The 24,380-nt window shown below is 71.6% G+C and carries 22 protein-coding genes and 1 tRNA gene; 22 read left to right on the top strand and 1 reads right to left on the bottom strand.

Annotated elements, in window-relative coordinates:
* Position 1: 1 nt before the first annotated feature.
* The 4 genes from ihfA (at position 2) to pip (ending at position 1,772) form a co-directional block, all read left to right on the top strand.
* Positions 2 to 304, top strand: a complete 303-nt coding sequence (ihfA, locus tag VMR06_RS13195; protein WP_067649703.1) for an integration host factor subunit alpha — start codon at positions 2 to 4, stop codon at positions 302 to 304.
* The gene (locus VMR06_RS13190) at positions 282 to 638 is read left to right on the top strand and encodes a MerR family transcriptional regulator (RefSeq protein WP_325376996.1); all 357 of its coding nucleotides are present in this window, start codon (positions 282 to 284) and stop codon (positions 636 to 638) included. The genes ihfA and VMR06_RS13190 overlap by 23 nt, the downstream gene beginning before the upstream one ends.
* Positions 639 to 674: 36 nt before the next feature.
* Positions 675 to 751 (top strand) — tRNA-Pro (locus VMR06_RS13185).
* Positions 752 to 812: 61 nt separating this feature from the next.
* A complete protein-coding gene (pip, locus tag VMR06_RS13180; RefSeq protein WP_325376994.1) occupies positions 813 to 1,772 on the top strand; it encodes a prolyl aminopeptidase in 960 nt (319 codons plus the stop codon).
* Positions 1,773 to 1,823: 51 nt separating this feature from the next.
* On the opposite strand, the gene VMR06_RS13175 is transcribed toward pip, so the two are convergent.
* Complete coding sequence (locus tag VMR06_RS13175; protein WP_325376992.1) at positions 1,824 to 3,329, bottom strand: aminotransferase class III-fold pyridoxal phosphate-dependent enzyme; 1,506 nt, start codon at positions 3,327 to 3,329, stop codon at positions 1,824 to 1,826.
* A gap of 230 nt (positions 3,330 to 3,559) precedes the next feature.
* Between VMR06_RS13175 and VMR06_RS13170 the strand changes: the two genes are divergently transcribed.
* The 18 genes from VMR06_RS13170 (at position 3,560) to VMR06_RS13085 (ending at position 24,098) form a co-directional block, all read left to right on the top strand.
* Positions 3,560 to 4,456, top strand: coding sequence for an ABC transporter ATP-binding protein (locus VMR06_RS13170; RefSeq protein WP_325376990.1), 897 nt, complete (start codon positions 3,560 to 3,562; stop codon positions 4,454 to 4,456).
* Complete coding sequence (locus tag VMR06_RS13165; RefSeq protein ID WP_325376988.1) at positions 4,456 to 5,217, top strand: ABC transporter permease; 762 nt, start codon at positions 4,456 to 4,458, stop codon at positions 5,215 to 5,217. The genes VMR06_RS13170 and VMR06_RS13165 overlap by 1 nt, the downstream gene beginning before the upstream one ends.
* Before the next feature lie 22 nt (positions 5,218 to 5,239).
* Positions 5,240 to 7,099 carry a CIA30 family protein gene (locus tag VMR06_RS13160; protein WP_325376986.1) on the top strand — a complete coding sequence of 620 codons (1,860 nt, stop codon included), beginning with the start codon at positions 5,240 to 5,242 and terminating at the stop codon, positions 7,097 to 7,099.
* A 23-nt stretch (positions 7,100 to 7,122) separates the two neighbouring features.
* A complete protein-coding gene (locus VMR06_RS13155) occupies positions 7,123 to 8,316 on the top strand; it encodes a sensor histidine kinase (protein ID WP_325376984.1) in 1,194 nt (397 codons plus the stop codon).
* Positions 8,317 to 8,391: 75 nt separating this feature from the next.
* Entirely contained in the window at positions 8,392 to 8,994 is a 603-nt protein-coding gene (locus tag VMR06_RS13150; protein WP_325376982.1) for a response regulator transcription factor, read from the top strand.
* Positions 8,995 to 9,109: 115 nt separating this feature from the next.
* Positions 9,110 to 10,147 carry a tRNA preQ1(34) S-adenosylmethionine ribosyltransferase-isomerase QueA gene (queA, locus tag VMR06_RS13145; protein ID WP_325376980.1) on the top strand — a complete coding sequence of 346 codons (1,038 nt, stop codon included), beginning with the start codon at positions 9,110 to 9,112 and terminating at the stop codon, positions 10,145 to 10,147.
* Positions 10,144 to 11,277, top strand: coding sequence for a tRNA guanosine(34) transglycosylase Tgt (gene tgt, locus VMR06_RS13140; RefSeq protein ID WP_325376978.1), 1,134 nt, complete (start codon positions 10,144 to 10,146; stop codon positions 11,275 to 11,277). The genes queA and tgt overlap by 4 nt, the downstream gene beginning before the upstream one ends.
* Positions 11,274 to 12,566 (top strand): bifunctional tetrahydrofolate synthase/dihydrofolate synthase, encoded by a 1,293-nt coding sequence (gene folC, locus VMR06_RS13135; protein ID WP_325376976.1) that lies wholly within the window; start codon positions 11,274 to 11,276, stop codon positions 12,564 to 12,566. Before tgt ends, folC begins: the two co-directional genes overlap by 4 nt.
* 64 nt (positions 12,567 to 12,630) lie before the next feature.
* A complete protein-coding gene (locus VMR06_RS13130; protein ID WP_325376974.1) occupies positions 12,631 to 13,563 on the top strand; it encodes an SPOR domain-containing protein in 933 nt (310 codons plus the stop codon).
* Between the two features lie 97 nt (positions 13,564 to 13,660).
* Entirely contained in the window at positions 13,661 to 14,233 is a 573-nt protein-coding gene (locus VMR06_RS13125; protein WP_325376972.1) for a CvpA family protein, read from the top strand.
* Positions 14,234 to 14,304: 71 nt separating this feature from the next.
* Complete coding sequence (purF, locus tag VMR06_RS13120; RefSeq protein ID WP_325376970.1) at positions 14,305 to 15,783, top strand: amidophosphoribosyltransferase; 1,479 nt, start codon at positions 14,305 to 14,307, stop codon at positions 15,781 to 15,783.
* Positions 15,784 to 15,985: 202 nt separating this feature from the next.
* Positions 15,986 to 17,245 carry a hypothetical protein gene (locus tag VMR06_RS13115; RefSeq protein ID WP_325376968.1) on the top strand — a complete coding sequence of 420 codons (1,260 nt, stop codon included), beginning with the start codon at positions 15,986 to 15,988 and terminating at the stop codon, positions 17,243 to 17,245.
* Positions 17,242 to 18,690 carry a hypothetical protein gene (locus tag VMR06_RS13110; RefSeq protein WP_325376966.1) on the top strand — a complete coding sequence of 483 codons (1,449 nt, stop codon included), beginning with the start codon at positions 17,242 to 17,244 and terminating at the stop codon, positions 18,688 to 18,690. Before VMR06_RS13115 ends, VMR06_RS13110 begins: the two co-directional genes overlap by 4 nt.
* 55 nt (positions 18,691 to 18,745) lie before the next feature.
* Positions 18,746 to 19,546 (top strand): ferritin-like domain-containing protein, encoded by an 801-nt coding sequence (locus VMR06_RS13105; protein ID WP_325376964.1) that lies wholly within the window; start codon positions 18,746 to 18,748, stop codon positions 19,544 to 19,546.
* Positions 19,543 to 20,742 carry a hypothetical protein gene (locus VMR06_RS13100; RefSeq protein ID WP_325376962.1) on the top strand — a complete coding sequence of 400 codons (1,200 nt, stop codon included), beginning with the start codon at positions 19,543 to 19,545 and terminating at the stop codon, positions 20,740 to 20,742. The genes VMR06_RS13105 and VMR06_RS13100 overlap by 4 nt, the downstream gene beginning before the upstream one ends.
* Complete coding sequence (locus VMR06_RS13095) at positions 20,739 to 22,151, top strand: hypothetical protein (RefSeq protein WP_325376960.1); 1,413 nt, start codon at positions 20,739 to 20,741, stop codon at positions 22,149 to 22,151. Before VMR06_RS13100 ends, VMR06_RS13095 begins: the two co-directional genes overlap by 4 nt.
* A 34-nt stretch (positions 22,152 to 22,185) precedes the next feature.
* Positions 22,186 to 23,313 carry a PilT/PilU family type 4a pilus ATPase gene (locus VMR06_RS13090; protein ID WP_325376958.1) on the top strand — a complete coding sequence of 376 codons (1,128 nt, stop codon included), beginning with the start codon at positions 22,186 to 22,188 and terminating at the stop codon, positions 23,311 to 23,313.
* A gap of 5 nt (positions 23,314 to 23,318) precedes the next feature.
* A complete protein-coding gene (locus tag VMR06_RS13085; RefSeq protein WP_325376956.1) occupies positions 23,319 to 24,098 on the top strand; it encodes a class I SAM-dependent methyltransferase in 780 nt (259 codons plus the stop codon).
* Positions 24,099 to 24,380: the final 282 nt, after the last annotated feature.

The following is a 24,380-nucleotide window of genomic DNA, read 5'->3' as shown; positions in this document are numbered from 1 at the left end:
GATGGCCTTGACTAAGGCGGAAATGGCCGAGCGTCTGTTCACCGACGTCGGTCTCAACAAGCGTGAAGCGAAAGAGTTCGTCGACGCGTTCTTCGAGGTCGTCCGCGATGCGCTTGAGCAGGGGGAGCAGGTCAAACTGTCGAGCTTCGGCAATTTCGATCTGCGTCTGAAGAACCAGCGGCCCGGGCGAAACCCGAAGACCGGCGAGGAGATTCCGATTTCCGCCCGCCGTGTCGTCACCTTCCGTCCGGGGCAGAAGCTGAAGGTCCGAGTGGAAGCGTATGCTCGACCAGAGCGGCAATAGCGAACAGCCGGTCATCCCGGCCAAACGCTATTTCACGATCGGCGAAGTCAGCGAGCTGTGCGGCGTGAAGCCGCACGTGCTGCGCTATTGGGAACAGGAGTTCTCGAGCCTCAAGCCGGTCAAGCGGCGAGGCAACCGCCGCTACTACCAGCGCCACGACGTGCTGATGATCCGGCAGATCCGCTCGCTGCTCTACGATCAGGGCTTCACGATCACCGGCGCGCGTCAGCGCCTGGAAGGCCAGCAGGCGCGCACCGAAGCGAACATGTCCAACCAGATCGTCCGCCAGGTGCGGATGGAACTGGAAGAAGTCCTGCAGATACTTCGGCGCTGAAGCCCTGCTACAATCGCGTCTTCATGCCGCAGCAGTCGGGGCGTAGCGCAGCCTGGTAGCGCATCTGCCTGGGGGGCAGGGGGTCGTGGGTTCGAATCCCGCCGCCCCGACCATCGCGGCCGCATCTGTCGACACCGGCGCCCTTGTGGCGCCGGTGTCGTTTTCGGAGTCGCCATGACCGAACGCCATCGCACGCTGTATCCGGAGATCGAGCCCTACGACAGCGGCTTCCTGCAGGTCTCGCCGCTGCATCGGATCTACTACGAGCAGTGCGGCAACCCGCACGGCAGGCCGGTGGTCTTCCTGCACGGCGGTCCCGGTGCCGGCTGCAGTCCGAAGGCGCGGCGGTTCTTCGATCCGGCGCATTACCGCATCGTGCTGTTCGATCAGCGCGGCTGCGGGCGCTCGACGCCGCATGCGGAGCTGACCGACAACACGACCTGGCACCTGGTCGCCGATATCGAGCGTCTGCGCGAGCACCTCGGCGTGACGCGCTGGCAGGTATTCGGCGGATCCTGGGGCTCCACGCTCGCGCTCGCCTATGCGCAGACCCATCCCGAGCACGTCAGCGCGCTAGTCCTGCGCGGCATCTTCATGCTGCGCCGCTGGGAGCTGGAATGGTTCTACCAGAGCGGCTGCGACGCGCTGTATCCGGACGCCTGGGAGACCTATCTCGCGGCGATTCCGGAAGTCGAGCGCGGCGACCTGATGAGCGCCTACTACCGGCGGCTGACCGGCGCCGATCCCGAGGCGCGGCTGGCGGCCGCCAAGGCCTGGTCGGTCTGGGAGGGCTCGACGAGCTTCCTGCTGCCCGATCCGCAGCACGTCGCCGGCACCGCGGTCGATGCGTTCGCGCTCGCGTTCGCGCGGATCGAGTGCCACTACTTCGTGCACGGCGGCTTCTTCGAGCACGAGGACCAGCTGCTGCGCAACGCCGGCCGCCTGCGCGGCATTCCGGCGGTCATCGTGCAGGGCCGCTACGACGTGGTCTGCCCGATGCGCAGCGCCTGGGACCTGCACCGCGCCTGGCCGGAAGCCGATTTCAGGATCGTGCCGGATGCCGGGCACTCGGCGTTCGAGCCCGGCATCGCCCACGAACTGCTCGAGGCGACCGACCGCTTCCGCTCGATCTGACGCGGCTGCGGCATTGCCGATCGCGTGCGATCGGCAATGCGTGCGGGACGATCAGGCCGCGGCCTTGGCGTCGGCGCGCTGGCGCGGACCTTCGACGAGCGAGCGGCGCAGGCCGTCGATCAGCAGATCGACCTCGGCGCTGGTGACCGTGAACGGCGGCGTGAAGCGCAGCGAGTTGGCGCCGCCGTGGATGACGCCGAAGCCGTGCTCGCGCAGCCATTCCTCGGTGCTGCCGGTGCCGTAGCACTTGAACGACGGCGCCAGCTCGCACGAGAACAGCAGGCCGGTGCCCTGCACCTTGGTGATGCAGTCGGGCAGCTCGGCGCGCAGGCGCTCGAGCTTGGCGAGGAACTCCTCGCCGCGCGCGCGGATGTTCTCGCGCACGGCGGGCGTGAGCTGGTCGAGCACCGCGCAGGCGACGTCGAGCGCGCGCGGATTGGTCGTCATCGTGTTGCCGTAGACGCCCTTGCGGTAGAGCTCCGCGGCGGCCGGCGCGGCCGCGAGCACCGACAGCGGATACTGGCCGGCGTTGAGCGCCTTGGAATAGGTCTCCAGGTCCGGCGCTTCGACGTCCTCGAAGCCGGGGTAGTCGACGAACGACAGCACGCCGTGCGCGCGCAGGCCGGCCTGGATCGAGTCGACCAGCAGCAGCGCGCCGTGCGCGCGCGTCAGCTCGCGTGCGGCCAGGTAGAACTCGCGCGTCACCGCACGGCCCGGGTCGCCCTCGCCCATGACCGGCTCGAGGAACATCGCCTGGATGAACCAGCCGTTGCGATCGGCATCGGCGAACACCTGGCGCAGCTGCGCCACGTCGTAGGGCTCGACCGTGATCAGGCTGTCCTCGTGCCGGTAGCTGGCCAGGTGCTCGACATAGGCCTTGCGGCTGGAATCGGAGAACGCGGCCGGCCCCTCGGTGCGGCCGTGGAACGAGCCCTTGACCGCGAGGCGCTTGATCGCGCGGCCGGCGTGGCGCGCGCCCGGGTCGGTCATGCGCTTGGCGTTGATGTCGGCGATGCGGCTCGCCAGCGTCATCGCCTCGGAACCGGAATTTAGGCAGAAGAAGCGCGCATACGGCGAGCCGCCGCGGCGATGGCCGATCTCGCGATGCAGCGCCTCGACGAAGCGCAGCTGGCTCAGGCTCGGCGTCATCACGTTGGCCATGACCTGCCGGCCGGCCAGGGCCGCGAGCACAGGCGCCGGTGCGTGGCCGAAGCCGAGCATGCCGTAGCCGCCGGAGTCGTGCACGACGGCGCCCTTCAGCGTGATCAGCCACGGGCCGCGTGCGGCCAATGCCACGTACGGATTGATCGCGTCGTCCGGATAGAAATTGACGAAGCCGGCCTGGACCCGGCGGATCTGCTCGTTCTCGTCGAGCGCGAGGAAGTCGGCCATCGAGGCGCCGAGCTCGCGATAGGCCGCATGGGCCGCCTCGATCGCCTCGGCCAGTTCCGGATGGCTCGCGGCGAAGGTCTCGACGACGTCGTCGGCGAGGCCGGTGGTCCGCGGCGTGCCGCCCGCCTGGCGCATCTCGCGCAGTTTGCTGATCAACCCGTTCATAGCGTGACTCCGAGAACGAACCGGCGCCGCGCTGACCCCATCGTCGCTGCGCTTGCGCTTAGTTGTTGACTGAAAAGGAAAAAATGAATCCGGCAAGGGTATCACAGGGGCGTCGGGGGCGGTACCCCCGGACATGACAGGCGTCATCCGCGGCGGTTGACCGGCGCGACTGATGCGGTCCGCGCGCGATGCCTAGGCTGTGCTCACTCCCTCGGACCCGGGCACAGGCCATGATCGACATCTCGCATTCCCACGCGCGTCTTCGCGGCGTCAGCAAGCGCTACGGCGATACGCTGGCGCTCGACAGCGTCGATCTGGTCCTGCGGCCCGGACAGGTGCTGGCCCTGCTCGGACCGAACGGTGCCGGCAAGAGCACCGCGATCGGTCTGCTGCTCGGCCTGCTGCGTCCGGACACCGGCAGCGTCGACCTGATGGGCGGCGATCCGCGACAGCTCGCGTCGCGGCGCCGGGTCGGCCTGATGCTGCAGAGCGCGGCGCTTCCGGACACGCTCCGTGCCGGCGAACTGCTCGAACTGACCCGCAGCTACTACCCGGAGCCGCGCAGCGTCGCCGACTGCGTGGCGCTGGCCGGGCTCGACGGCCTGCTTCGCCGGCGCTACGGCGCCTTGTCGGGCGGGCAGCAGCGCCGCGTGCAGTTCGCGCTGGCGCTGTGCGGCCGGCCCGACCTGCTGGTGCTCGACGAGCCGACGACCGGCCTGGACATCGAGGCGCGCATGGCGTTGTGGAAGGCGATCCGCGAACAGGTCGCCGCGGGCTGCGCGGTGCTGCTGACGACGCACTATCTGGAGGAGGCCGAAGCGCTGGCCGATCGCGTCGCGGTGCTGCGCGCCGGCCGGATCGTCGCCAACGGCAGCGTCGAGGAGATTCGCGCGCACGTCGCGCGCCGCCGCGTGCGCTGCCTGTCACGCCTGGCGCCGGCTGTGGTCGCGACCTGGCCGGGCGTGGTCAGCGCGGTCGAGGCCGGCGGCCGGCTCGAGATCGTCGCGCCGACCGCCGAGACGCTGGTGCGCCAGCTGTTGGACGAGGATCCGACGCTGAGCGAGCTCGAGATCGAGCGTGCCGGGCTCGCCGAAGCCTTCGTCGAGCTGACCCGGGAGGCCGCGTGATGGACGCCATCGTCGCCGCGCCGCGCATCATGCTGCGGCCGTACCTGCTCGAGGCCAAGTACGAGTTCCTGCGCCTGCTGCGCACGCCGTCCTACGTGCTGCCGACGCTGCTGTTCCCGCCGCTGTTCTACGTGCTGTTCGGCGTGCTGCTCGGCGGCGGCCGCGGCGGTGCCGAGGCGGCACGCTATCTGCTGGCGACCTACGGCGTGTTCGGCATCGTCGGCTCGGCCCTGTTCGGCTTCGGCGTCAACATCGCGATCGAGCGCGAGCAGGGGCTGCTGACCTACAAGCGGGCGCTGCCGGTGCCGCCGGGTGCGCTGCTGGTCGCCAAGATGGTCATGGCGATGGCGTTCGCATCGATCATCTCGCTGCTGCTGGCCGTGCTCGCATTCACGCTGGCCGGCGTGCGGCTGGCGCCGTCGCAATGGGCGCTGCTGTGGCTGGTCAACGTGCTCGGCACGCTGCCGTTCTGCGCGATGGGCCTGCTGATCGGCACCGTGGTCAGCGGCCAGGCATCGCCCGCGGTCGTCAACATCGTCTATCTGCCGATGTCGTTCCTGTCCGGCCTGTGGATTCCGCTGACCCTGTTGCCGGGCATGTTTGCGCAGCTCGCGCCGATCTGGCCGGCCTACCACCTCGGACAGATCGCCTTGAAGGTGGTCGGCCGCGATGCCGGCGGCAGCCTGGCCGTGCACCTGCTGATCCTCGCGGTGCTGACGGCCGCGTTCTTCGCGCTGGCGCGCCGCCGCCTGTCCGCTTGAGCGCAGCGCACGGAGGGCTTCGATGAGACGTCTGCCGGATCTGCTCTGGATCGCGACGATCGCGATCGTGCTCGCCGCCGCGCTGGCACTCGACCGGCGCACGCGGCCGGATCAGGCGTCGTCCCCGCCCGCGCGGCCGGCCGACGCGACGCCCGCCGCGTTCGCGATTCGCGACGTGCGGGTCTTCGACGGCGAGCGCGTGATCGAGCGCGCCAGCGTGATCGTCCGCGCCGGACGCATCGAGGCGGTCGGCGCCGATCTGCCGATGCCCGAGGGCCTGACGGTCCTCGACGGCAGCGGCCGCACGCTGCTGCCGGGCCTGATCGACGCGCATGCGCACAGCTTCGGCTCGGCGCGGCGGCAGGCACTGGCGTTCGGCGTCACTGTCGAGACCGACCTGCACGGCGACGCCGCGCGACTGCCGCAGCTCGCGCGCGAGCGCGCCGCGCTGGCGCCGACCGACCAGGCCGACCTCTGGGCCGCCGGCTTCGCGGTGACCGTGCCGGGCGGGCACGGCACGCAGTACGGCATGGCGGTGCCGACGGTCGGGCCGGACACCGACGTCGCCGCGTTCGTCGGCGCGCGCATCGACGAGGGCGCCGACTTCGTCAAGCTGATCGTCGAGGATCTGTCGGTCTACAGCGAGACCACGCGCTGGCCGACGCTGACGCCGCAGCAGATCGCCACGGCGATCGGCGCGGCGCATGCGCGCGACCGGCAGGTGTTCGCGCACGTGTCGCGGCGCGCCGATGCGCTGCATGCCGTGCGCTCCGGCGTCGACGGTCTGGCCCATGTCTTCGTCGACGAGCCGGTCGACGAGGCGCTTCTCGCGGCGGCCGCGGCGGCCAAGCCATTCGTCGTGCCGACGCTGTCGGTGACCGCCGCCGGAGCGGGGGCCGGCGACGGCGCGTCGCTGCTGACCGATGCGCGCGTGCGCGACCGGCTCGACGCCGAGCAGGTCGCGAGCCTCGGCGCGCGGTTCCCTGCGACCGCACGCTCGGCCGTCCATCGGCGTCTGGCGCTCGACAACGTGCGGCGGCTGCATGCGGCCGGCGTGACGATCCTGGCCGGCACCGATGCCGGCAATCCGGGCACCGCGCACGGTGCCAGCCTGCACGGCGAGCTCGAGCTGCTGACGCATGCGGGCTTGAGCCCGCGCGAGGCGCTCGCGGCCGCGACCGCATGGCCGGCCGGGCGGCTGGGTCTGGCCGACCGCGGCCGGATCGCGCCGGGCCTGCGTGCGGACCTGGTCCTGGTCGACGGCGATCCGACGCGCGAGATCACCGCGACGCGCGCGATCGTCGCGATCTGGAAGAACGGCCATGCGGTCGAGCGAACCGTGCCGGCCGGCGACGCCGCGTCGACACGCGGCGCCGACGGTTCCGGTCTGGACCGGATCGGCGCGTTCGACGAGACGGTCGACTCGCAACCGGGTTCGGGCTGGCACGGCACCACCGACCAGATGATCGGCGGTCGCTCGACCGCTGCGCACCGCCGGATCGAGCCGGGTGTTGCCGGCAGCGCCGGCGCGCTGGCGATCGAAGGCGAGATCGTCGCGGGCGCCGCGTTTCCGTGGGCCGGCGTGGTCTTCCTTCCGGGCGCCGAGCCGATGGCACCGGTCGACCTGTCGACGCGCCGCGAACTGGTGTTCCAGACGCGCGGCGACGGGCGCGAGTACCAGGTCATGCTGCTGTCGGGGCCGTCCGTGCAGGGCATGCCGGCGATGCGCGCGTTCGTCGCCGGACCGCAATGGTCGACCGTGCGCCTGCCGCTGGCGGAATTCGCCGGTGCAGACCTAGCCCGCGTGCGCGGCATCGGCTTTGCGGCCGGCGCGCCGCTCGGTCCGTATGCGCTGATGATCGATGAGGTAGAGTTGAAATGAACGCACTTGCGGCCTCACCGACGATGCGAACGCTGTACGCCCGCCTGCTGCAGATCCGCCGGCGGCTCGTGCCCGACGAGCTCGGCCTCGGCTGGGCGCCGGTCTACATGCTCGGCTATCTGGTGTTCCTGTTCGTGCCGGCGCTGTTCGACTACGACGGCGGCAGCGCGAAGGTCTGGACCGGCATGCCGGCGCCGCAGCTCGGCGCGACGCTGCTCAGCATCGCGGTGTTCCTGCCGCTGTACTTCGGCTGCTATCGCATGCGCCGCCTGTCCGGCGAGATCGCCTGCATGCTCGGCATCGCCGGCCTCGGCTACGGGCTGCTGCCGTTCAATCCGTTCGCCAACACCTATCTGATCTACGCGGTCGCGATCGTCGCGACGTTCAACCTGCGGCTGGCGTTCAAGCTGGCCTGGACGGTGGTCCTGCTCGCGGCATTCCTGCTGCAGGTGCTGTCGCTGCGCTATCCGGTCTTCGTGTTCGCGATCACGCTGGTGATCAGCATTGCGGCGTTCTTCAGCAATCACTTCCTGCTCGAGAGCACGCGCAAGCGCGCCGAGCTCAAGCTCTCGCACGACGAGGTGCGCCGGCTGGCCGCGCTGGCCGAGCGCGAGCGGATCGGACGCGACCTGCACGACCTGCTCGGCCATACGCTGTCGCTGGTCGCGCTGAAATCCGAGCTCGCCGGCAAGCTGATCGACCGCGACGTGGCGGCCGCGCGCCGCGAGATCGACGAGGTCATGCGCGTCGCACGCGATGCGCTCTCGCAGGTGCGGCGCGCGGTGACCGGCATCCGTGCCGCCGGCCTCGCCGCCGAGCTGGCCTCGGCCAAGCTGCTGCTCGAGTCCGGCGGCGTCGCGTTCCGCTACGCACTCGGCGAGCTGGAGATTCCGGCCGAGGTCGAGACCGCGCTCGCGCTCGGTGTGCGCGAGGCGGTCACCAACATCCAGCGCCATGCGCGCGCGAGCGCGGCCGCGGTCACGCTCGACGCGCGCGCCGGCGCGGCGCTGCTGCGCATCGTCGACGATGGGCGCGGCGGCGCCGTGGTGCCCGGCAACGGCCTGCACGGCATGCGCGAGCGCATCGAGGCCCTCGGCGGACGCCTGCGCATCGATTCGAAGCCCGGCAGGGGCACCGTGGTGGAGATCGAACTGCCGCTGCCCGATCGCGCCGAGGCGGCCGGTACACGCGGCGGCATGACGGTCGCGCCGCGCTGAGGTGCCGGTCGCGACGGACGGTCGCGCGGCGATTTGCTACTGTCGTCTCATGCCTTGCCGCGTCCCCGCATCGCGATGATCCGCGTCCTGCTGGCCGAAGACCAGTCGATGGTGCTCGGCGCACTGTCGGCCCTGCTCAAGCTCGAGCCGGACATCGAGGTGCTCGGTGGCGTCGTCGACGGTGAGAGCGCCTGGCGCGAACTGCAGCGGCTGCGTCCGGACGTGCTGGTGACCGATATCGAAATGCCGGGCCTGACCGGTCTGGAGCTCGCGCAGCGCATCCAGCGCCACGAGCTGCCGATCAAGGTGGTCATCGTCACGACGTTCGCGCGGCCGGGCTTCCTGCGCCGCGCGCTCGACGCCGGCGTCTGCGGCTACCTGCTCAAGGACGCGCCGGCCGAGCATCTGGCCGAAGCGCTGCGCAAGGTCCATCGCGGCAGCCGCGCGATCGATCCGCAACTGGCCGTGGAGGCCTGGTCGGTCGCCGATCCGCTGAACGATCGCGAGCGCCAGGTGCTGCGCCTGGCCGGCGAGGGCGCCTCGGCCGGCGACATCGCCCGCCAGCTCAACCTGTCGCAGGGCACGGTCCGCAACTACCTGTCCGAGGCGATCGGCAAGCTCGGCGTGACCAATCGCATCGAGGCCTACCGGCTGGCGCGGCAGAAGGGCTGGCTGTAGCCGCCGCGGCGAGGCGGCGCAGGCGTCCTTTGACGTGCTCCGGTGCCCCCGCGCCGATTTGGGCGCCGCGCCGCCGCCCGCCTACAATGCGCGCCCCGCCGCCGTCGCCGCCGTCTTGAAGAAGTCCGATTTCCATTTCGAGCTGCCGCCCGAGCTGATCGCCCAGCAGCCGCTGGCCGAGCGTTCGGCCAGCCGGCTGCTGCTCGTCGACGCGGCCGATGCCGGCTTCGGCGACCGCGCGCTGCGCGACCTGCCCGACCTGCTCGCACCGGGCGATCTTCTGGTCTTCAACGACACCCGCGTGCTGCCGGCGCGGCTCCATGGCCGCAAGCCGACCGGCGGCGCGGTGGAGATCCTGATCGAGCGCGTGACCGGCGCGCACGAGGCGATCGCGCAGCTCGGCGTCAGCAAGAAGCCGCGCGAAGGCGGCACGATCGAACTGGCCGACGGCGTGACCGCGCGCGTGCTCGGTCGCGAGGGCGAGTTCTTCCGGCTGCGCTTCGAGAGCGCCGAGCCGCTCGAGAAGCTGCTGGTGCGCCTGGGCCGCATGCCGCTGCCGCCGTACATCGAACGCAGCCCCGACGCCGCCGACGCCGAGCGCTACCAGACCGTGTTCGCGCGCGAGCCCGGTGCGGTCGCGGCGCCGACCGCGGGTCTGCATTTCGACGCGCCGCTGCTGACCGCGCTGAAGGCGCGCGGCGTCGAGTTCGGCCAGGTGACGCTGCATGTCGGTGCCGGCACGTTCCAGCCGATGCGCGCCGAGCGCGTCGAGGACCACGTGATGCACCGCGAGTGGCTCAACGTCGGCGCCGCGCTGGTCGAGCAGATCCGCCGCACGCGCGAGCGCGGCGGCCGCGTCGTCGCGGTCGGCACCACGGTGGTGCGCGCACTGGAGACCGCCACGCGCGGCGGCGTGCTCGAGCCGTTCGCCGGCGACACGCAGATCTTCATCTTCCCGGGCTACCGCATCACCAGCGTCGATGCGCTGCTGACCAATTTCCATCTGCCCGAGTCGACGCTGCTGATGCTGGTGTCGGCGCTGGCCGGCCGCGAGCGCATCCTGGCCGCGTATCGTCACGCGGTCGAGCGGCGCTACCGGTTCTTCTCGTACGGAGACGCGATGCTGATCCTGCCCGAAGGCGCGCGGCGATGAGTGCGCTGCGCTTCGACCTGCACGCGCGCGACGGCGCGGCGCGTCTGGGCACCGTGCAGCTGGCGCGCGGCGCGATCCGCACGCCGGCGTTCATGCCGGTCGGCACCTACGGCTCGGTCAAGGCGATGACGCCGCGCGATCTGGCCGAGATCGGCGCCGAGGTGATCCTCGGCAATACGTTCCATCTGTACCTGCGGCCGGGGCTCGACGTCGTCTCCGCGTTCGGCGGCCTGCATCGCTTCATCGGCTGGGAGCGGCCGATCCTGACCGACTCGGGCGGCTTCCAGGTGTTCTCGCTCGCGCACAAGCGCAGGATCACCGAGGAGGGCGTGACGTTCGCCTCGCCGGTCGACGGCTCGAAGGTGTTTCTGAGTCCGGAAGAGTCGATGCGTATCCAGCGCGCGCTCGACTCGGACATCGTGATGATCTTCGACGAATGCACGCCATACCCGGCCGAGGAGAAGGTCGCGCGCGAGTCGATGGAGCTCAGCCTGCGCTGGGCGCTGCGTTCGCGGCAGGCGTTCGACGCGCAGGAGAACCCGCACGCGCTGTTCGGCATCGTGCAGGGCTCGGTCTATCCGGAGCTGCGCAAGCGCTCGGCCGATGCGCTGATCGGGATCGGCTTCGACGGCTACGCGATCGGCGGCCTGGCGGTCGGCGAGCCCGAGCGCGAGCGCAACGCGATGCTCGATACCGTCTGTCCGTTCCTGCCCGAGGACCGGCCGCGCTATCTGATGGGCGTGGGCCGGCCCGAAGACATCGTCGAGGCGGTGCGGCGCGGCGTGGACATGTTCGACTGCGTGATGCCCACGCGCAATGCACGCAACGGCTTCCTGTTCACGCGCCAGGGCACGCTGCGGATCCGCAATGCGCGCTACGCGCGCGACAGCGAGGTGATCGAGCCCGGCTGCGCCTGCTACACCTGCCGCTCCGGCTTCAGCCGCGCCTATCTGCGCCATCTGGACCGCTGCGGCGAGATCCTGGCCTGCCAGCTCGCGACGATCCACAACCTGCACCATTACCAGCAGTTGATGGCCGATCTGCGCGCGGCGATCGGCGAATCGCGCCTGGAGCGCTTCGTCGCCGATTTCTACGCGCAGCGCCGCGGCAGCGACGGCGCTGCGTCATGAAGCCGGCCGGCGGCCGCCTCCAGGACTGGCTCGACTACCAGCAGCGCACGCATCCCAGTGCGATCGCGCTCGGGCTCGAGCGCGTCCGCGAGGTCTGGCAGCGGCTCGGCGCACCGCGGCCGGCGCCGCTCGTGATCACGGTCGGTGGCACCAACGGCAAGGGCTCGACCGTCGCATTCCTGGAGGCGATGCTGCGCGCCGCCGGCCGTCGCGTCGGCAGCTACACCTCGCCGCATCTGCTGCACTACACCGAGCGCGTCCGCATCGACGGCGTGCCGGTCGACGAGGCGCGCCTGGTCGACGCGTTCGAGCGCATCGAGGCAGCGCGCGGCAGCGGCGACGCGACGGTCGGCCTGACCTATTTCGAGTTCGGGACGCTGGCTGCGCTGGTCGTGTTCGCCGAAGCCGGACTCGACGTCGCGGTGCTCGAGGTCGGCCTCGGCGGCCGCCTCGACGCGGTCAATCTGATCGACGCCGATGCAGCGATCGTGACCACCGTGGACCTCGACCATCAGGACTGGCTCGGCGACGATCGCGACAGCATCGGCCGCGAGAAGGCCGGCATCTTCCGTGCCGGCCGGCCGGCGATCGTCGGCGAGGCCGATCCGCCACGGGGCCTGCTCGAGGCCGCCGCCGCGACCGGCGCCGATCTGCGGCGGGCCGGCCGCGATTTCTCGATGCGGCCGGCCGGCGACGGCTGGCGCTGGTCGTCCGGCGACACGGTCCTCGACCTGCCGCCGCTGCGGTTGGCGGCGCCGTGCCAGCCGGCCAATGCCGGCGCCGCGCTCGCCGCGCTGCACGCGCTGCGCGATCGACTCGGCTGGCAGGCCGCGGCCTGGGCCGAGGGCGCCGTGCACGCCCAGGCGGCGGCGAGGCTGCAACGGTTCGGCGGCGAGGTCGAGCTGGTCGTCGACGTCGCCCACAACCCGCAGGCGGCGGCGATGCTCGGCGAGTGGCTGCGCGGCACACCGGGTCAAGGCCGCACCGTTGCGGTCTACGGCGCGCTGGCCGACAAGGACGTCGCGGGCGTGCTGGCCCCGCTGCGCGGCCTGATCGGCCACTGGCATCTGGCCGGTCTGGACCGGCACAGCCCGCGCGGCCTGAACGGACCGGCGCTGGCCGCGATCGTCGGCGCGGTCGAGGCGCAGGTTCATGCGGATCCGGCCGACGCGCTGGCGGCGGCGTTCGGTGCGGCGCGCCCCGGCGACCGGATCCTCGCGTTCGGCTCGTTCTTCGTCGCCGCGGCCGCGCTCGAGTACGCGCAGTCGGCCGGTCTGACGGCGCGTTGAGGCGGCGCGGCGTCGGCCGCGCGTATAATCGCCGCGTCAGGTCGCGACCGGTCACTGAGAGTCGATGGACATTTCGCTGAAACAGCGCCTGCTCGGCGCCGCGGTGCTGATCGCACTGGCGATCATTTTCGTGCCGATGTTCCTGTCGGGGTCCGGTCCCAAGCAGGAATCGGAAACCGTCAGCCTGCAGATCCCGCCGGCGCCGGACCGCGAGTTCCAGACCCGCGTGCTCCCGGTGGAGCCGGCCTCTCCGTCGCCTTCGCCGTCCGCGGCTGCGCCGGCCGGTCCGGCACCCGCGCCACCGTCCGACGCGCTGGCGACGGTCGACATTCCGCCGCGCGCGGAGCCCCCGCCGACCGCCTCGACCGCGCCGGCGCCTGAGCCGGTGCCGGTGCCGGGTCCGGCCGCCACCGCACCGGCGGCGCCCGACCGGACCGCCCCGGCCTCGCCTGCGGCTGCCGCCGGCATCGCCGCGAACGGCCGCTACTTCGTGCATCTGGGCGACTACGGCAACACCAAGAATGCCGACGATCTGGTCGCCGGGCTCAAGCGCGGCGGCTTCGCCGCGTTCGCCGAGCCGAGCGCGTTCCAGGGCAAGCAGACCACGCGCGTGCGTGTCGGGCCGTATGCCGACCGCGCGGCCGCCGAGGCGGCGCGGCTGCGGATCGCCGGTACCGGTGTCAAGGCGCCGAGCAAGGTCGTCGAGTCGAGCACCGATGCCGTCGCCGATGCACCGGCACCGGCGGCCGCGCCGGCCCGAGCCGGCGGCTGGGCCGTTCAGCTCGGCGCGTTCAAGACGCGCGAGGAGGCCGACAAGCTGCGCGAGCGCCTGCGTGCGGCGCAGTTCGCCGCGTTCGTCGATCAGACCTCGAGCAACGGACAGATCCTGTGGCGCGTCCGCGCCGGCCCCGAGGCCGGCCGCGAAGGCGCGACGCGCCTGCGCGATCGCATCAAGGAGAAGCTCAAGCTCGACGGGCTGGTCGTCACCCAGCCGTGAGCGGCGTGGCGGGCCGGCTCCGGGGCCAGTGCTCGCGGCCGGCGTCTCGCGCGGAACTGAACCAGTACCGGAATGGTGCGCGGCGGCGGACGACGGCATGAACTGGGCCGACTACACGATCCTGGCGGTGCTGGCCTTGTCGGTGCTGATCGGCTTCTGGCGCGGCTTCGTCGCCGAGGTGTTCGCGCTGGCGTGCTGGGCACTCGCGTTCTGGTTGGCCTGGCTGTTCGGGCCGGTGCTTGCGGAGCGGTTTTTCGACAGCATATCGGTGCCCTCGGCGCGCGTGCTGCTGGCCTACGCGCTGTGTTTCGTCGCCGTGCTGATCGGCGGTGCGCTGGTGGGTTTCGTACTGCGCAAGCTGGTCAGCGGCAGCGGGCTGTCCGGTACCGACCGGCTGCTCGGCATGGTGTTCGGGCTGGCGCGCGGCGTCGCGCTGGTGGTGCTGGTGGTGCTGCTGCTCGGTTTCACGCCGTTCACGCGCGATCCGTGGTGGAGCAGCTCGCAGCTGCTGCCCTCGTTCCGGCAGGCGGCGGGCTGGGTGACGGACCGGCTGCCGGCCCAGGTGGCCGGGTATCTGGCGCCGGCGGCGGCGCTGGCCGCGCCGATCGCGGACCTGCCGGTGCCGCCACGCACGGACGCGGCGCCGCAAACGCCCGAGCCGGCGCGGTAAGGCCGGCGCCGGGCCGGTCACCGCGCCGCGGGACTTCGGCGAATCCAATTATTCTTCAATGAGATAGACCCATGTGCGGAATCATCGGCATCGTCGGCAAGTCGGAAGTGGCGGCCTCGCTCTATGACGGCCTGACCGTCCTCCAGCATCGGGGGCAGGATGCCGCCGGCATCGCCACGCTGGATGGCTCGCGGCTGCGGCTGCACAAGGGGCCGGGCCTGGTCCGCGACGTGTTCGACCGCGAGCACATGCTCGGCCTGCGCGGTCACGTCGGCATCGGCCACTGCCGCTACCCGACCGCCGGCGCCGAGGGCTCCACCGAGGCGCAGCCGCTGTACGTCAATTCGCCGTACGGCATCGCGCTCGCGCACAACGGCAACCTGATCAATACCGACACGCTGCGCCGCGAGGTCTACGAGGACGATCGGCGCCACATCAACACCGATTCGGACTCGGAGATCCTGCTCAACGTGTTCGCGCACGAGCTGCAGATCCAGGACCGCCTGACGCTTTCTCCGGACAACATCTTCAAAGCGGTCGCCGGCGTGCACCGCCGCTGCGTCGGCGGCTATGCGGTGGCGACGCTGCTGCTCGGCTGCGGCATCGTCGCGTTCCGCGACCGCCACGGCATCCGCCCGCTGGTACTCGGCGAGCGCGACACGCCGGACGGCAAGGAATACGCGGTCGCGTCCGAGTCGGTCGCCTTCGACATCCTCGGCTTCCGCCTGCTGCGCGACGTGGAGCCCGGCGAGGCCGTGCTGATCACGCTGGACGGCCAGCTGCACGCGCGCCAGTGCGCCGAGACCGCGGTGCACGCGCCGTGCATCTTCGAGTACGTCTACATGGCGCGGCCCGACTCGATGATGGAGGACGTGTCGGTCTACAAGGCGCGCCTGCGCATGGGCGAACGGCTGGCCGCGAAGATCCGCCGGCTGCGCCCCGACCACGACATCGAGGCGGTGATCCCGATTCCCGACACCTCGCGCACCGCGGCCTCGTCGCTGGCGCAGGCGCTCGGCGTGCCGATGCGCGAGGGCTTCGTCAAGAACCGCTACATCGGCCGCACGTTCATCATGCCGGGGCAGGGCGAGCGCGTGAAATCGGTGCGCCGCAAGCTCAATCCGATCCCGCTGGAGTTCCGCAAGAAGGCCGTGCTGCTGGTCGACGACTCGATCGTGCGCGGCACCACCTCCAAGCAGATCATCCAGATGGCGCGCGAGGCCGGTGCCCGCAAGGTGTACTTCGCGTCGGCGGCGCCGCCGGTGCGCTACCCGAACATCTACGGCATCGACATGCCGGCCGCAGCGGAACTGGTCGCGCACGGACGCAGCGAGGCCGAGATCCAGGAGATCCTCGGCACCGACTGGCTGATCTACCAGGACCTGGACGATCTGATCGCGGCTGTGATGGACGGCAACGAGGAACTCGCGCAGTTCGACGCCTCGTGCTTCACCGGCCAGTACATCACCGGCGTCGAACCGACCTATCTGCGCGAGCTCGAGCTGGGCCGGTCCGACGAGGCCAAGGCGCAGCGTCGCCAGGTCGGCTGACGAACGCCGGATCGGCGCCGGCGCCTGCGGCCGCCGGCCGCGCGCGCCCATGCCCTGGGCCGCGCGCGATGAGCGCGATGCGGGGCTGCGTCCGTCGCCGGCGCCGCGGGGTGGTCATCGGACGGCGCGCGCGGCACACTGAAAGGCAGCAGTTTTCGCAGGGGCGCGCCTTGACCGATCTCGTTTGCCTTACGCGCGTGCGATGAAGCCGCGGTTGCGTATCGGCCTGAGCGTGGCATTCGCCGCGGCCGGCGCTGCGATCGTGATCGCGTTCGCCGCCGGCCTCGCCTGGAACAGCCCCTGGCAGCCCGCACAGCGGCTGGACTGGGACGGCGCGGCCTTTCTGAGCGTATCGGGCGCGGCGCTGGAGGACGCAGGCCGGCTGCGCGTGGAGGGACCCGGGGCGGACGCGACCGCCGTGCAGTCGCTCGCGACGGCGCCGTTCGAGGCCCGAGCCCATCCGCTGCTGCGCTACCGCTTCGACGGGCTGCCGCCGGCGCTGGCCGTGTCGTTCGCGTTCCGCCGCGCCGATGCGCCCGACCGGCTGCACGTGGTCGAGCTGCCGTGGCCGGGTGGCGGCAGCGGCAGCTTCGATCTCGGCGCGATACCGGACTGGCGCGGCACGATCGAGGAGATCGGGTTCGCCGAGTTTCCGACGCCGCAGGTGATGCCGCCCGATGCCGGCTTCGCGCCGTTCGCGCTGGTCGACGTGCAGCTGTGGTCGCCGTCGTGGCGCGGCAGCCTGGCCGCGCTCGGCAGCGCCTGGCTCGATCCGTGGCCTTGGACGACGCGCTCGGTCCACGCGCTCGGCCGCGACGGCGCGCATTTCCGGCAATGGCCGCCGACGCTGACGTTCGCGCTGCTGGCGGCCCTGGCCGCCGCGGGGTGGGTGGTCGCATTGCGCCGGCCGCCGCGCCGCCTGCTGCCGGCACTGGCGGCGGCGCTCGCGATCGGATGGGGGCTGCTCGATCTGGTCTGGGCCGGCGGTCTGCGCTGGCGCGCGACCGCGGCACGGGCCGTCTACGGCGAGCTCGACCTCGCGCAGCGCACCGCGGCGGTGCCCGATCGCGATCTGGTCGAGGTCGCCCAGCAGGTCGCTTGGCTGCTGCGCAACGAGCCGGACGTACCGATCCTGATCCACGCGCGCAGCGGCTATCCGCTGTATCGGCTGATCTGGCATCTGCTGCCGCGCAATGCGTTCGCGCTGTCGCAGGCGATGGAAGCGGCGCCCGCGATCCAGGCCGGCCTGCCGCTGTTCGCCGACGGGCTCGATCCGGAGCGCCCGCCGATGCTGCAGGGCGAGGTGCTCAAGCCCGGCAGCGTGCTGGTGTTCTTCAACATGCCGCAGTGGCAGTTCGACGCGGCGCGCGGCGTCGTCGCGGCCGGTGACGTCGCCCTGCCCGGCGAGCAGCTGCTCGCGCGCGACCGGCTGCTGGTCGTGCGCTATCGGGGGCTGCGATGAGCCTGGCCTATCTGGGCGCCTGGCTGCTGCCGGTCTGGGCCGGCGCGGCGCTGGTCGCCGCGTGGCTGCGTCCGCCGCGGACCGCTGCGGCGCTCGCCGTGCTGCTCGGCTACGGGCATCTGCTCGGTCTGGTGCTGGTCGCGGCGCTCGCGCCCTTCGTGGTCGGCGATGCGGTCGGCCGCACGTTCGATCGGGTCGCGCCGTGGCTCGCCGGCATCGCGATCGTCGCGAGCGCGCTGGCGCTGGTGCTGCGCCGGCGCTGGCCGGGCGAACGCGGCATCGGCCCGGTCGCCGAGGCGGCGATGCCGCGCTGGCTGTGGGTGCTGGTCGCGCTGGTGGTGTTCGCGATGGTCTGGCGCGTCTGGGTGCTGGCCGGCGAGGCGCTGCTGCGGCCGACCTTTCCGTGGGATGCCTGGGCCGCCTGGCAGGTCAAGCCGAAGGCCTGGATCCTGGCCGATCGCGCGCTGCCGTTCGTCGCGCCGGCAGACTGGCTGCCGGCGACCGATCCGCAGGTCCGCACGCTGCCGTCGTGGCGGTATCCGGATTTCCTGACCTGGCTGCAGCTGTGGTACGCCAGCGCGGCCGGCGGCTGGATCGAGCCGGCCGTCAACCTCGCCTGGTCCGGTGCGCTGGCGGCGCTGGCGCTGGCCGCCTACGGCCAGTGGCGCTGGTTCGGCGTGCCGATCTGGCTGGCCGTTGCGCTGGACTGGGGGCTGATCTCGCTGCCGCTGGTCGAAGCCCACGTCGCGCTCGCCGGCTATGCCGATCTGTGGCTGATGGCGATCTTCGGTCTGGCCGTGTTCGCCGGCGGGTGCTGGGCGCGTACGCGCCGTCATGCGCACGGTCTGCTGGCGCTGGCGGCGGCGCTGTGCCTGCCGCTGGTCAAGCTGGAGGGCGCGGTCTGGGCCGGCGTGCTGATCGCGGTATCGGCCTGGTGCTGCGTCCCGGCGCGGACGCGTTGGGGGCTGGCGGCACTGGCCGCTGCCCTGGTCGTGCTGCTGGCCGTCAGCGGCTGGACCGTGCCGGTACCGGGCCTCGGCGAGCTGCGGCTCGGCTGGGGCCGCATCGAGCTGGGCGCGGTCGGCACGCTCGATCTGTACTGGCGGCCGGTCGGCGAGGCGGTGGTCGCCGCGCTGTTCCATCTGCCGAACTGGCATCTGCTCTGGTACCTGCTGCCGGTGCTGATCGCGTGGCGCTGGCGCCGGATCGGCCTCGATCCGGCCGCGGCCTGGGCGGCGCGCGTGCTCGGCGTCTGCCTGTCGCTGCTGTTCGTGCTGTTCTTCTTCACCGACGCCTCGTCCTGGGCGGTCGACTACACCAGCGCGAACCGGCTGTTCATGCAGATCGTGCCGGCGGCGTTCGCGCTGGCCGCGGCGCTGGGGTCCGGCAGCGCCGCGGCGCTGCGGCCGGAGCCGGCGGCGGCCAGGGTTTTCCAGCCGCGCTGAAACCGGCAGAATCGGGCGTTCCCGTATTCGCGGCGGTTTGCCTCCGATTCTCTCGATGTCCGATCTGCACGCCGCCGCGTTCGAATGCCTGATGCTGAGCGACCCCGACGACAAGCGGGCGGCGACGCTGCGCGTCGCGGCTCTGCATCGCGAGGGCCTGCTCGGTCCCGGTCCTGCGGCCGGGCCGGTGCCGGTTCCGGCGCCGGGGCGCCCCGAGCGGCCGCGGCTGGTGCCGCCGCGCCGGCTCGCGCAGCGCGGACTCGGCACGCCGGCCGGCCGTGCCGCGCTGGTGCACGCAGTCGCCCACATCGAATTCAATGCGATCAACCTGGCCTGGGACGCGGTGTACCGCTACCGCGACATGCCGGCGGGTTTCTATGCCGACTGGATCGGCGTGGCGGTCGACGAGGCGCGCCATTTCGGGCTGCTGGCGGTCCGGCTCGCCGAGCTCGGCCATGTCTACGGCGACTTCGACGCCCACGACGGCCTGTGGGAGATGGCCCGGCTCACCGCCGCTTCGTGTCTGGAGCGCATGGCGCTGGTGCCGCGCGTGCTCGAGGCGCGCGGGCTCGACGTGACGCCGGGCATGATCGAGCGGCTGCGCGCGGCCGGCGACCCGGGAACGGTCGCGATCCTCGAGACGATCCTGCGCGAGGAAGTCGCGCACGTGGCGGCCGGATCGCGCTGGTTCGCCTGGTGCTGCGCCCGCGCCGGCTGCGAGCCCGGCGGCACGTTTCGCGCGCTGGTCGAGCGCCATCTGCCCGGCGGATTGCGCGGGCCTTTCAATACCGATGCCCGCCTGCAGGCCGGCTTCTCGGCGCAGGAACTGGCCGAGCTCGGAGCACGTGCCGCATGATCGTGCGGCGCGTGCTGTACGCGGTGTGCGTGCTGGCGAGCGCGCTGGTGCTGATCGCGCTCGCCGCCGGCGTGCGCGTCGGCATGCCGATCGCGCCGGAGGATCGTCTCGAGCTGCCGGGATCGGGATTCCGCGTCGTCCGCGGCGCCGGCGCGCCTGACGAGGACGCGCTGCAGATCAGCGGCGTCGGCCACGACCGCTCCGCGGTGCAGGCGATGAGCCTGCTGCCGGTCGAGGCGGCCGACTATCCGATCCTGCGCTACCGCTTCGAGCGCTTCCCGGACGTGCTCGAGCTCTCGCTGCTGTTCCGGCGCGCCGACGAGCCCGACGAGGTGCACGTGATCACGCTGCCGCGCCCGACCGGCGGCGAGGGCAGCTTCACGTTGAGCGATCTGGCCGACTGGCACGGCTCGATCGTCGAGATCGGCTTCGCGCAGTTCCCGACGCCGCAGTTGGTGCCGGCCAGCCAGCGCTTCGAGCCGTTCCGGCTGCGCGGGGCGCAGCTGTGGTCGCCGTCGGTGGAGGGCGCGCTGTCGGCGCTGCGCTCCGACTGGTTCGCGCAGCGTCCGTGGGGACTGTTCGCGGTCAGCTCGGTCGATCGCGAGGCCGGCCCGAACGCGCCGCGACGTCCGTCGCTGCTGCTGGTCGTCAGCGCCACGATCGTCCTGTCCGGCCTGTGGGGCCTGATCTGGTTCGGCCGCCGCTGGCGCCGCATCGGCACGCTGCTCGCGGGCGCGACCGTCGTCGGCTGGCTCGTGCTCGATGCGAACTGGCTGTGGCAGCTGAGCGGGCGCCTCGCCACGACCGAGGCCGTCTACGGCGGCAAAGGCTGGCCGGTACGGTCGCGTCTGGTCGTCGACGGCAATCTGCTCGAGGCGTCGGACCGCGTCAAACGCGCGCTGCTGCCGCAGGACGCGGCGACGCGCGTTCTCGTCGACGCGCCGTCGGTCTACGAGGCGTTGCGCCTGACCTATTACCTGCAGCCGATGAACACCGCGCTGTACGGGCCGATCCGCGCCGCCGGCGATCGCGATTTCGCGGCCGGCGCGATCCTCGTGCTGTACGGGCGCGACGACGTGAACTTCCACGCGCCGACGCGCGAGCTGTTCATCGGCCGCCTGCGCTTCGAGGCGCGCTCGCTGCTCGATGCCGGCGCGCTGCAGGTCTTCCGCGTCGACGGCAAGGGCGGACGATGAGCTATGCGCTGATCGCCGCCGTGATCGTGCTGCTCGGCACCGGACTGGTCGCCGCCGCGATCGGCTGGCCGCGCGATCGCACCGCCTGGGGTCTCGTCGCCGGCCTGGGTCTGTTCGCCGGCATGATCGCCTGTGCCCTGCTGGCCGGCCTGCTGATGCCCGAGCGCAGCGACCGGCTGCCGCTGCGCGTGCCGGTCGCGGCGGCGCTGCTCGCGGTGGCCGCATGGGGACTGGCCTGGCGGCGGCGTGCCATGGCGCAGCCGAAGCCCGCTCCGGCGCGCCCGCGCGCTGCGCGTCTGGTCTGGTGGGCGGCATGGGCGGCGGCCGCGCTGCATCTGTGGCCGCTCGCGCGCGAGATCTGGCTGCGGCCGGCCTTTCCATGGGACGCCTGGGCGACCTGGCTGATCAAGCCCAAGGCCTGGTTCCTGTCGGGCCGGTTCGAGCCCTACGTCGCGCCGGCCGACTGGCTGACCGGCGAGGGCACGCGCACGATGGTCGGCTGGAACTATCCGGAGCTGTCGGCCTGGCTGCAGCTGCTGCTCGCGCAGGCGCGCGGCGGATGGGAAGAACCGCTGCTGCTGCTGCCGTGGTTCGCGCTGCTGGTCGCCTTGCTGGTCGGCGTCTATGCGCTCGCGCGCCGGCTGGAGATCGCGCCGGCCGTCGCCGCCGTGGCCGCCTATGCGCTGGCGTCGATGCCGCTGCTCGATTCGCACGTCGCGCTGGCCGGCTATCTCGATCTGTGGGTCGCGACCGCGGTCGTGTTCGCGCTCGGCGCCTGGCTGTGCTGGCTGCGCGAGCCGCGCTCGCGCGGCTATCTCGTGCTCGCGATCGGCCTGGCCGCCTGCCTGCCGCTGCTCAAGCGCGAAGGTCTGGTCTGGCTGGTGCTGCTGGCCGGCCTGATGGTCTATGCGCGCTGCGGCCCGCGCCTGCGCCGCGGCATGCTGCTGGCCGGCGGCGTGCTGGCAGTCGTGCTGGTGCTGGCGGTGCTGCTCGCCGGCGATGCGGTCAACGGCTGGCTCGCCGGCACCGCGCTGATCCCGAATCCGGGCCAGACCGAAGGCCCGATCCTGGCCTGGCGGCCGGAGGGTCTGGCGATCGTCGTCGCCTCGTTCGGCGCCGACAACTGGCATCTGCTGATGCTCGCGCTGGTGCTGATCGTGCCGTACCGCGCGTGGCGGCTGCGCGAGGATCCGTGCGCGCGTCTGGTCGGCCTGTTCCTGCTGACCGGCTGGGTGTTCCTGCTGTTCCTGTTCTGCCTGACGCCGGCTTCGAGCTGGGCGCAGAGCGAGACCGCCGCGCATCGTCTGGTGATGCACCTAGTGCCGGCGACCGTGCTCTGGCTGGTCCTGCTGTTCGGCGATTCGACGAATCCGTCGCGGACGGCCGGTGAAAGCGACGGTGTAAGATGAGCGCGTGCCGGCCCGGCCGAGCGGGGAGCGTGTCATGAGCAGCGTCGATTTCACCTCGTTTCTGAAGCTGATGGCGCACAAGAAGGCGTCGGACCTGTTCATCACGGCCGGCATCGCGCCGTCGATGAAGGTGCAGGGCCGTATCGCGCCGATCACGCAGAATGTGCTGACGCCGCAGCAGTCGCGCGACATGGTGCTCAACGTGATGACGCCCTCGCAGCGCGAGGAGTTCGAGAAGACGCACGAGTGCCAGTTCGCGATCGCGGTGACCGGCGTGGGCCGCTTCCGCGTCTCGTGCTTCTACCAGCGCAATTGCGTCGGCATGGTGCTGCGCCGGATCGAGACGCGCATCCCGACGGTCGAGGAGCTCGGCCTGCCGCCGATCATCAAGACGCTGGCGATGACCAAGCGCGGCATCGTGATCTTCGTCGGCGCGACCGGCACCGGCAAGTCGACCTCGCTGGCCGCGATGATCGGCTACCGCAACCAGAATTCGACCGGCCACATCATCACGATCGAGGATCCGATCGAATACGTGCACAAGCACGAGGGCTGCATCATCACGCAGCGCGAGCTCGGCATCGACACCGATTCCTGGGAGAACGCGCTCAAGAACACGCTGCGCCAGGCGCCCGACGTCATCATGATCGGCGAGGTGCGCACGCGCGAGACGATGGAGCACGCGATCAACTTCGCCGAGACCGGCCATCTGTGCCTGTGCACGCTGCATGCGAACAACGCCAACCAGGCGATGGACCGCATCATCCACTTCTTCTCCGAGGACCGGCGCCAGCAGCTGTTCATGGACCTGTCGCTGAACCTCAAGGGCGTCGTCGCCCAGCAGCTGATTCCGACGCCCGACGGCAAGTCGCGGCGCGCGGCGATCGAAGTGCTGATCGGCACGCCGCTGGTGCAGGACTACATCCGCCAGGGCGAGATCCACAAGCTCAAGGACGTGATGAAGGAGTCGACCAACCTCGGCATGCGCACGTTCGACCAGGCGCTGTTCGAGCTCTATCAGGCCGGCGAGATCAGCTACGAAGACGCGCTGCGCCACGCCGATTCGGCCAACGAGGTCCGTCTGCGCATCAAGCTGGCGCAGGGCGGCGACGCGCACACGCTGAGCCAGGGCCTGGACGGCGTCGAGCTGGTCGAGAGCTGACGGTCTTGTCCACGCACGATGATCTCGCCCGCTTGCAGCGGGTCTGGAGTTCGCTCGGCCGCGACGACCCGCTCTGGGCGGTGCTGTCGCAGCCCGGCAAGCGCGGCCGGCGCTGGGACGAGGCCGAGTTCCTCGCGACCGGCCGCACCGACATCGAGACCCAGCTGCACGGACTGGCGGTCTACGGCTTGCCGCTGCGGCATGCCTCCGCGCTCGATTTCGGCTGCGGCGCGGGCCGGCTGTGCCGCGCGCTCGCGGCGCACTTCGAGCGCGTCGTCGGCGTCGACGTCTCGCCGACGATGATCGAGGCCGCCCGCCGCATCAATGCCGACCTGCCGCAGGTGCAGTTCCGCGAGAATCCGTCGACCCGGCTCGAGGGCATCGCCGACCGCAGCGTCGATCTGGTCTATTCGACGATGACGCTGCAGCACATCCCGACCGCGCTCGCGGCCGGCTACGTCGCCGAGTTCATGCGCGTGCTCGCGCCCGGCGGCGTCGCGGCGTTCCAGTTCGTCGCCGGCCCCGATCTCGGCTCGCGCCGCGGCCGCCTCTACGCGCGGCTGCCCAATCGCTGGCTCAATCCGCTGCGGCGCCTGCTGTGGCGGCGCTGGTCGGTGTTCGAGATGCACGTGCTGCCCGAGGCGCTGCTGCACGAGCGTCTCGCCGCCGAACCCGGCGTGCGCCTGCTCGCCGCGCTCGACGACGGCGCCGCCGGCCCGGGCTGGCAGGGCCGGCGCTGGTATCTGACGCGCGATGCTGTGGACGATCCCGGCCAAGACTCGTGACAATCCGTCGCACCGCCGAGCTTTCCAATTCCGCCGGATCAGGCTAAGGTCACCCTGCGTCGCAGGGAAGCCCGCAGGGGGTGGCCCCGACGCTCAAGTCAGGGTATCGGATCGGATCCGCAAGACGTCTGGAGCGGACGTGCAAGGCGTTCGTTTCTCTCGCTGAGAAGGTGTTCGGCCGGGGCCTGCAAAGGAGTCATGCATGTCCGTGTCGGATCGTGCGCAGCGGCGCGCGTCGTAAGTCGTTGTGATCGGCGGTCGGATCGGAAGCAGCCGTTGCGC

The organism is Dokdonella sp. (assembly GCF_035511235.1).
In the GTDB taxonomy this organism is placed as follows: Bacteria; Pseudomonadota; Gammaproteobacteria; order Xanthomonadales; family Rhodanobacteraceae; genus Dokdonella.
This window is presented reverse-complemented; position numbering and strand designations above follow the sequence as displayed.